This window comes from Bacteroidota bacterium (assembly GCA_034723125.1).
GTDB lineage: Bacteria > Bacteroidota > Bacteroidia > CAILMK01 > JAAYUY01 > JAYEOP01.
Map to the genome: position 1 here is coordinate 1 of JAYEOP010000289.1, position 8,601 is coordinate 8,601.

Here is an 8,601-nt window from a genome sequence, read left to right on the forward strand (position 1 = left end):
GGTGTTTTACCTGTTACTTTTTTAAAGCTTGTAAAAAAAGAAGATTTGCTACTAAAACCACAATCATATCCAATTGATTCAATTGAAAAAAGATTAAAATCATTGCTGTTAAGTTTCTCTTTTACAGAATTTATACGATAATTATTAACAAATGAAAAGAAATTATTTCCTAATTCTGTACTTAATACTTCTGTTAAATTATGCTTGGGAATATTTAGTGCCAGAGAAAGTTTATCCATATTAAATTCAGAATCAAAATAGGGCTTTTCTGATTTAAAATAATTAATAATACTTTCTTTTATCTCTTCTTTATTTTTTACTGTTAACAATGAGTTTTTGTATTTTTTAATATCATTTTCTTGATTAGTATTAATATTTATTTTTGTTTGCCTAAGTCCATAAAAACCAAGAATATAAACCATAACTAATAAGATAGAATTGGTTATGTGATATAGTATTATGAGTTGTTTGCTAACAATCAAAAAATATGCTCCTAACAAAAGTACTGCTATACAGAATAATATATAAAATATTAGTATAAACAAAACCCATCTAAGGCTAATGTTATGTTCGATATTCGAGAGTTCGTTTTTTAAATTTTTGTGGTAATTATTAACCCTTTTTATGCTAATAATATTATAAAAGAACCAAGATGCAAGAGAAACAAAAATAAATAATATGCCAAAAACAGCATTGTTTTCTATATCCATAATTGAATTTAACGAAAATGGTGTTTCCTGTACATAAATTATCAATTGTATTAGTACGAAAGGACTCAAATGGAAATAATGTTTCCATTTTAATTTAAAGTCCTGTTGAATTAAGGATTTAATATATAAATAAAAAGCAGGGTTAATTAAAAGAAATGAATTTGTTAACAGTGGATACTGATAAATTTCACTATCAATACCACATAAAAGAAAAAAGATTGCAAGTAAAAATAACCAAGCAGACAAAATTTGATCTGATGTGCTTTTGTTTTTTTTTGTAACTATTATCAATCCTGCAAAGAAACTTTGTGAAAGACCTATCCATAATAATGTTTCCATAAATGCAAAATTAATGTTTTATTGAAATAAACTTCAATCAATACTAATATTTTTTTCTCTATCCAAATTATCAAACAATTTTTTAATTTTTTGCACAATTCAGGATTATCGCCATACTTATTCAGGCATTAGGTCTAAAATCTAAATAATTATTATTCCATACTGTTAATTGGGATGCTTGGTCAATATTTCCTCCGGATAAAATAATCATTATACGTTTTTTCGTTTTTTGTCCCTTCAACCATTGGAAAACACCTTCCATGGTCATTGCACTTGTTGGTTCAATATGCAATTTTAATAAATGTGTGAGCCATTGTGTCCAATACAAGATTTTCGATTCTTCAACCTCATACATGTCATCCAGCATTTTTAAATACTCAAATGTAATATCACCCACAGCCATTGTCATAGCTCCATCCGCTAAGGTATCTGGAATTGCTGAAAGTCTTTGTATTGATTTCATCCTTAATGATTGAGCTGCATCATTGGCATTTAATGGTTCAACCCCTATAACTTTTGTTCTAGGTGATAATGAGCGAGTAGCAATAAGTGTCCCTGATAAAAGTCCACCACCGCCACAGGGAGCAAAAACAGCATCAATATTAGTAACTTGTTTAAATGCTTCATAAGCAGCAGTTCCTTGTCCAGCTATTACCTGATTATGATTAAATGGTGGTATCCAATATGTGCCTTTTTCTTCCGATGCTTTTTTTACTTTTTCATCTGTAACATTTCGGTTTTCAAACAATTCTATTTGAGCTCCATAAGACTTAGTTGCTTGTATTTTTATCTTTGAAGAATAAGCTGGCATATAAATAGTTGCAGGGATATTAAACTGTCTTGCTGCCCATGCTACAGCTTGTGCGTGATTACCAGAACTATTTGCAATTATCTTTTTAGGTTTTGAATTGTTTTCAATTAACCATGATATTGTGTTGCATGCTCCTCTTGATTTAAAAGCACCAATTTTTTGCAAACATTCCGCCTTGAAAAAAATTTCATGACCAATCCATTCATTTAAAAGAGAAGATAATATAACGGGTGTTTCATTTACATAGTTAGTTATCCGTTCTTTTGCTTTTTTTATATCTTCAATATTTAGCATGCTTATCATTTTGTTTAGGATTTCTTAAATTGAACTTTCACTTGTATTGATACTGATGGGTTGCGGCTATGCGTAGTGCGGGATTAAAAGCTTTGAACATTCAAACTGGCACTTAGCTAAACCTTTGCGTTTTGTTTTTATCTTTTCATTTTGAAAAGCTAAACCAAAGGTTTAGTGCTTTTCATTAATTGCTCCAAACTTTCAATCTGCCACCAAAACCCGCATTACGTATAGGTTTTGTTAGCAAGTCGTTTTTTATTAAAATACTAAAGAGTGAAATCCAATCATCATTAAGTCAGAATGAGTTTCCTTATTATTACTCATAAATGTTACAATTACATCAGCAACATTGTCTTTGTGCAAATACATAAATTGTCCATATTTATATCCTTTTCCAAATTCACAATTAAATTCAAAAAAGCAAGAACCTCCATTATTTGCATTAAATTCTTTTTTCACTGCTTGGGCAGGGAATGCTCCAATGTCATACATTTGTCCTCCTGTCATATTTAAAACATTTGCCTGTATTCGTCCTTTATAAATGTTGTTTGGCGGAATCATCATTGAATTGCTATCTTTCAATGATTCTTCATATTGTTTTAACGCTGGTTTTAACGACCAAATCGTGTATCTAATTTCCATTGTAGAATCGCTATTAATTACAGCGAAGGAATATCCTAAATCACGATTCTCTTTAATATCTATTATTTTATATCCTACGGGCATATTAAATTTCAAGCCTGAAGAATCACAGAGACTATCGAATTCTGTAATAGTCAACTGATTTTGTCCATAGGAAATCCCGACTAACAAAATCAAAATGTTAAATGTTAATAATATTTTTCTCATTTTATTTTTGTTTATGCTTGTAACGAATGGATATAATGACCAGTCATTATATTTACGTTATATTTTTTATTAAAAAATTCCATAATTCAATATTATCCACTGGCTAATAAATTTCATCAAATCCCTTGTTGGTAATATAGTAGTTTTAATATTTTCATGTCTTAATAAATTTTGAATATACCTTAAATCTATTTACAAATGTAATAATTATTTATTTGATAACAAATTATTTAATCTTTGCCTGCCGAGCCTTGGTAAGCAGGTTCAACAATACACATAAAAACAGTAGGTAAGCTTGCACTATGGGATTTTTATATGCTTAGGTGTTAGGCAAAGTAATTTTATTCAAGCCGTGATGAAGATTGAAGTGAGCCACTACCGTTAATTACAGTACTAACTCGGCAATAAAATATACCGCATGTTACAAGCTGGCCGTTCTTGTCTTTCGTCATTCTTTCTTTTGTTTTTGCTACAAGTTTTCAATTTATAAATTTGTCGGAAAAGGTAAAAAATGAATTTACAAATGTGTCGGGGTGCTTTATGAAAATGTAAAAACTCTAGTTACGGCTTTTGTTATTTTTTTTGCGATTGGGTTTGTGTCACCTTCTATAATAGCATGAGTATGGTCTTTCCCCTTTTGAATACAGTTAAATCCTTCTGAAATTGGAACGGATGCAGAAAACTCTGCAACATCATTGTTAGGATATTTAGAAACAATAGCTTCTGGGTCTATTAATTCTGCAATATTTACAGAAAGCCCATCTTCACCTTTCTTGGTTTTAAAATTACCACTTGAAGGAACTTTCACACCATTAACCTCCTTCCAAAAACTTGGTTGATGTGGAATCCTTCTATACAGTATATCATCGCTGGTAATATTATAGGGCATAATGGGCTTCTTTCAATAGAGTTGAGAGTTCTGAAATGAGTAATTTTTGTGTCTTTCCGATTATATTTCCCTCATCATCAAAGTGAATTAGTGTCAAATTTCCTTCAGGGCTAATTTCTAGTTCTGCTATCAAATTTTCACTGTCAAATTCAAATTGAATTCCACCATCTCTCATTGGAAATATATTAACAGCAAATTCACTTGTCAGTTGTCCTTTACTATTCAAATGATTCAATGTTTTAATAGCTGTGTAAATTGCATTTTGGGAAATAACATTAGCATTGTATGTATCCCAATCATTCTGTAAATTTGAAAAGCCGTAAATAGTATCAGCGAATTGATAATACTTTATACCTTGAAATCTAGTTGATTCAGGTCTATATGTATTAGTGATATTTTCTAAATCTTCAAACACGGATGCAGTGCTACCTGAAACAAAACCTAAAATAAGTTCGTTTTTTGATACCTGATACTTTTGTGATAATACTTGATTCATTTTAATTATTTTTTACTGTCGAGAATTGATAATTACTGAGTTTTAAAATTATTATTATTGACAAAATAGGATAAAGTAAACCATAATCAACATTATCCATTAATCCGTGAGCTATTCTATTTCTCAAATTGTAACCTGCCTTTTCAGTCAAGATAAATTTGATGAAAAAGTGGTCGTTGTCGGAAATTTTACCTTCCAAATCATCAAGTAAGTTATCTAATGTTTTTTCCATTATTATACCTTGCTGTCTCGGGTTTGGTTTGAAAGTAGCAATACCCAGAAAGTAGCAAAACTCTCTTAAAAAATACTCCGTCTTCAAAACTAAACTGTCAGTTGCACTTACAAAATTCGGGTAATAATTTGAGTCAGCTTTCCATTTTAAGAGCTCATCAAAGAATGAGTTGATTCCCGATTCAACCAATTTGATATAGCTGAAATTAATGTCTCTGCCGTTAATTTGTCTGCTCCCATTATCACCCATCCAAGTTTGATTTAGCAAACTAATGATACTGTTTGCTGAAATCTTGTTTGAACGAAATGCTTCAATAAAAAAATGTATGATTGTTTGTGAAGCAATTTGCATGTGAAACTCGTAAGTTCTAAGCAAAGAAAATTTCGTCCTTTCTTCTTCTGTTATGTATTGTGCTACAGTGTTACCAAATTTGTCTTGAATGCTAACGGGTAACATATTTTGAAGCATTGTTTCCTTAAAAGAATCCTCACTCCATTTTTTTATATCGTCAAGAGGTCTAATCATTGGAGTAAGAAGCAAAGTTTTTACAATTTCTTCCTCACTCTTTTCTTTGACTTCCTTTTTGATTAGCTCCATTATTCGTTGCGTTTCATCTTGAGGCATTTCTTGTCTTACCTCGCCCAAATAAAATTCAGTTCTCAACTTCTGATAATTTTGTTGCAGTCGGTTTAAATTTTTTGCATCTTTTAAACTCTTGTAGATAGACATGGCTTTTTCTACAAACGATACAGAAGCTAAGTCACCCTTTCTTTCGATTGAGAGTTTTTCATATTGCTCTGCTTTGAAATAAAGCAAATCCTTCAAATCGCTTCCTAATTTTCTGCTCAACTTTATTGAAATGTCGGTAATATAAATTGCCCCCCATACATATGTATTTGTAATGGACTTTGCTGCTTCCCAATTTTTGTCAATAAACTTACTTACCTCAACTGTTTCTTTGAAATCCTTGAAGTATTGAACTGCAAAATCTGTAAAGTCAATTATCGTCCTTAGTGTTGAACGATGTGTTACATCCCAACTTTTATGAACATTAAAAGTATATTTTATTAATGCTTTGAATATGACTGCTACTCCAGTAACTTCCCTTCTGTTATTTGCAATGTGTAAAGCGTTTGCCAAAACAGTTCTTGAATAAATTATATAATGGTCTTTGTCGTCATTTGGCTTTGCTTTTTCAATGTAGGTTTTGAGTAAGTCAAAAAGTGAGGTCAGTAAATCAATTACAAATCCATTGTCTTGTCTGTTTTTTGAATAGAACAAAACCAAACCGTATTCAGTTTTGGAGTAAAGATTTTTAGTTGTCTTGAAACGATTGTAGAGATAATCAAAGTCCTGTTTTTTGAATTCTCGGATGTCAGGCCACTCAAAGGGAATTTCACTTCCGTCCTCCATTGTTCTTGTTCCTGCTGCCCGAAAGGAAAGACGCTTCTCCGGTGATTTACTGAAATGAAATGCTTGTCGGTCAATTTCCGCAAGATGCTGCACATCCAATAACTTCGCCTCAAAAAGTGATTCATTCACTTTTTGTAGGGCTTGATTGATGTCGCTTTCATGCTTTACATCCCAACCGTTTTGGTCTAATTTACAATAAAATTGCTCTAAAGCATTCATGTTTTTTACATTTTCTGTATGCAAATATACAAAAAAAAGAGAGGTTTAGTTTCTTTTCCGTCACAATGCAGTAAAATTCTTTTTCAGTTGTCTTTTTTTCTCGGCTTGCTTGTAACGAGTGGAAATAATGACCACTCATTATATTTTTTGTTAAAAAATTCCATAATTCAATATTATCCAACGGGTTAGAAATATCGCCAAATTCATTGCTGGTAGTGTGAAAATAAATTTCTGTATTTTTAATATTCTCATGTTCTAATAAATATTAAATCTATTTGCAAATGTAATAATTATTTATTTGATAACAAATTATTTAATCTTTGCCTGCCGAGCCTTGGTAAGCAGGTTCAACAATACACATAAAAACCGTAGGTAAGCTTGCACTATGGGATTTTTATATGCTTAGGTGTTAGGCAAAGTAATTTTATTCAAGCCATTCAGTATTCCTAATTGACGAAACTAATTATTTATCTGTGCTTAAATTATTATCCATTTTATTTTAATCTTATTCTAATTTCTTTTTCAATTCTTCTTATTCTAATAAAATACAACCCACCAGATAAATCATCATAAAGTTTTGGGGTAGTTTGTTTTATAACCTTTCCATTAATGTTTTTTAATTCAACACTGTTAGCTTGTTTTATAGCAAGAATATATTTGGCACCTTCTTTAACAACTTTGATTTGTATTTCTACACCATCTATTGTCTTTTCAAAAAGGGTCGTAGGTCTGTCTTTAAGTTTCCCTTTTTTTGCAGCAAGTCCATAATCTTGTTTGGGTTCATTAAAAAAACTTATCGTTTTAGTCCCTTTGCTTTCCGATTTCGGAAAATGAATTGAATTATCGATATTGAGAAATATTGTTTTTTCTTCGCTTAATTCTTCAAATTCAATCAATGATTTTATTGATTGACTCAAATAAGCCGTATTTCTTATTTCTGCTTTTCGAAACTCTTTCTGATTTTTTGACAAACTCAACTCAGTTTCATCAATCTTTAAATTTCCAATAACTACATTACCTACAAACTCATCTAACAATTCAGTCAAAATAGCTTGTTCATTCCAAGTCTCTATTATAAAATCAAATCCAATAACTGACTTATCTTTAATTAATAATTCATCATTTGCTATAAACTCAGTGAATGGAGAGATTGGTTGTATTCTTATGAAATTTTCATTAGCAAATTTATCAACATCACTAACTACAAAAACCAAATATGGAGAGTTGCCAATAATTTCATTTCCAAATGCATCAAAATATTGTTGCTTGCAAAGCCATATTTGACCTTTCTTAATTTTAGGTCTGCTTTTTAACTGAAAAACATTTTTTTCTTTAACTTCAGATGAAAATACAAGATTCTTTATATCATTAAATGATTTTGAAAGTCTGTCTTTGTTTACTGAATTTTCCGAAATATTCTTGTTTTCAGATTGGCTCTGTAAGAAATCAATTATTTTGTTCATTGTTTTTTGAATTTAACTTCCACAATTAATAAACCTTAGTTATTTCAGTTCGTCCAAGGTTTTGTGTAATTTTTCTAAAAACCATACGCCCTCTTGTTCGTTATCAGGAATTAAACTTTCGGAAATAATCTTTGTGAATTGATTTGTTTTGTAGTGAGCAGTACTCTTAGGTAAATTGTATTTCTCTGCAATGTAGCTCAATGACTTCTTTGTGTCACTAAAAAAAATATCGAGGTAAATAGGAATATCAATTTTTTCAATTTTGCTAATAATCTGCTTTATTGCTTGTAAAACGACATCTTCTCTTATTTCATTTGTTATTTGTTCATCATTATTTACAGCAAAAGAAGATTGGTCAAATAATCGGAAAACTTGATTAAATATTACACTTTGTTTAATTGGCTTATTAATTAGCGTAAACACATCATTGAGTGCTGTTTTAATACGTGGTTTATAATGCTTTGTTTTTTCGGTAATTGGAATTTTCGGGAGACTTGCTACAATATCGTTTATTGTTTCATTATCTAAAACAGGATTTGTAAATACATTTTCTTTATTCCAAAAAATATCACTTTTAATCTTTTTACTAAAATATAGGTCATTCAGTATTACCAATGAGACACGTTTTGTATCATCAAAACTAAGTCCGAGTTTATTTTGATGCTCTTTAATTTTATTTGCCACATACGATACAATAATTGTTTTAAAATAATATTCAATATAGTTTTCAGGTATTTTACGATAATTTCTTAATTTTCTTTTTTCAAGTATAAAAATAAGAAGTTGTTGCGTGAAAGAGAGTACTTCATCATCAGTCCAATATTTTTCCGTATTTGTATTTTCATCCAATATTGTTTTTGGCCAACTGTATTTATTCAAATAGTAT

General features: G+C 30.1%; 8 protein-coding genes. All 8 read right to left on the minus strand.

Annotated features, from left to right (window positions below; translation table 11 throughout):
• The coding region (locus tag U9R42_07940; protein MEA3495950.1) for a helix-turn-helix domain-containing protein at positions 1-1,049 on the minus strand (1,049 nt) is incomplete at its 3' end.
• A 121-nt stretch (positions 1,050-1,170) separates the two neighbouring features.
• Positions 1,171-2,154: a serine/threonine dehydratase gene (locus U9R42_07945; GenBank protein ID MEA3495951.1), complete on the minus strand. Its 984-nt coding sequence runs from the start codon at positions 2,152-2,154 to the stop codon at positions 1,171-1,173.
• 258 nt (positions 2,155-2,412) lie between these two features.
• Entirely contained in the window at positions 2,413-3,003 is a 591-nt protein-coding gene (locus tag U9R42_07950; GenBank protein ID MEA3495952.1) for a hypothetical protein, read from the minus strand.
• Positions 3,004-3,541: 538 nt separating this feature from the next.
• Positions 3,542-3,892, minus strand: coding sequence for a hypothetical protein (locus U9R42_07955; protein MEA3495953.1), 351 nt, complete (start codon positions 3,890-3,892; stop codon positions 3,542-3,544).
• Entirely contained in the window at positions 3,882-4,388 is a 507-nt protein-coding gene (locus U9R42_07960) for a hypothetical protein (protein ID MEA3495954.1), read from the minus strand. Before U9R42_07960 ends, U9R42_07955 begins: the two co-directional genes overlap by 11 nt.
• A 1-nt stretch (position 4,389) precedes the next feature.
• Entirely contained in the window at positions 4,390-6,252 is a 1,863-nt protein-coding gene (locus U9R42_07965) for a DUF4209 domain-containing protein (GenBank protein MEA3495955.1), read from the minus strand.
• A 494-nt stretch (positions 6,253-6,746) separates the two neighbouring features.
• The gene (locus U9R42_07970; GenBank protein MEA3495956.1) at positions 6,747-7,715 is read right to left on the minus strand and encodes a hypothetical protein; all 969 of its coding nucleotides are present in this window, start codon (positions 7,713-7,715) and stop codon (positions 6,747-6,749) included.
• 39 nt (positions 7,716-7,754) lie between these two features.
• Positions 7,755-8,601: hypothetical protein (locus tag U9R42_07975; protein ID MEA3495957.1), on the minus strand; the 847-nt coding region annotated here is incomplete at its 5' end.

Excerpts from the sequence above, each read along its gene's own strand:
- U9R42_07970 (MEA3495956.1), bottom strand. The coding sequence starts at position 7,715 with ATGAACAAAATAATTGATTTCTTACAGAGCCAATCTGAAAACAAGAAT.
- U9R42_07955 (MEA3495953.1), bottom strand. The coding sequence starts at position 3,892 with ATGCCCTATAATATTACCAGCGATGATATACTGTATAGAAGGATTCCA.
- U9R42_07960 (MEA3495954.1), bottom strand. The coding sequence starts at position 4,388 with ATGAATCAAGTATTATCACAAAAGTATCAGGTATCAAAAAACGAACTT.
- U9R42_07950 (MEA3495952.1), bottom strand. The coding sequence starts at position 3,003 with ATGAGAAAAATATTATTAACATTTAACATTTTGATTTTGTTAGTCGGG.
- U9R42_07965 (MEA3495955.1), bottom strand. The coding sequence starts at position 6,252 with ATGAATGCTTTAGAGCAATTTTATTGTAAATTAGACCAAAACGGTTGG.
- U9R42_07945 (MEA3495951.1), bottom strand. The coding sequence starts at position 2,154 with ATGCTAAATATTGAAGATATAAAAAAAGCAAAAGAACGGATAACTAAC.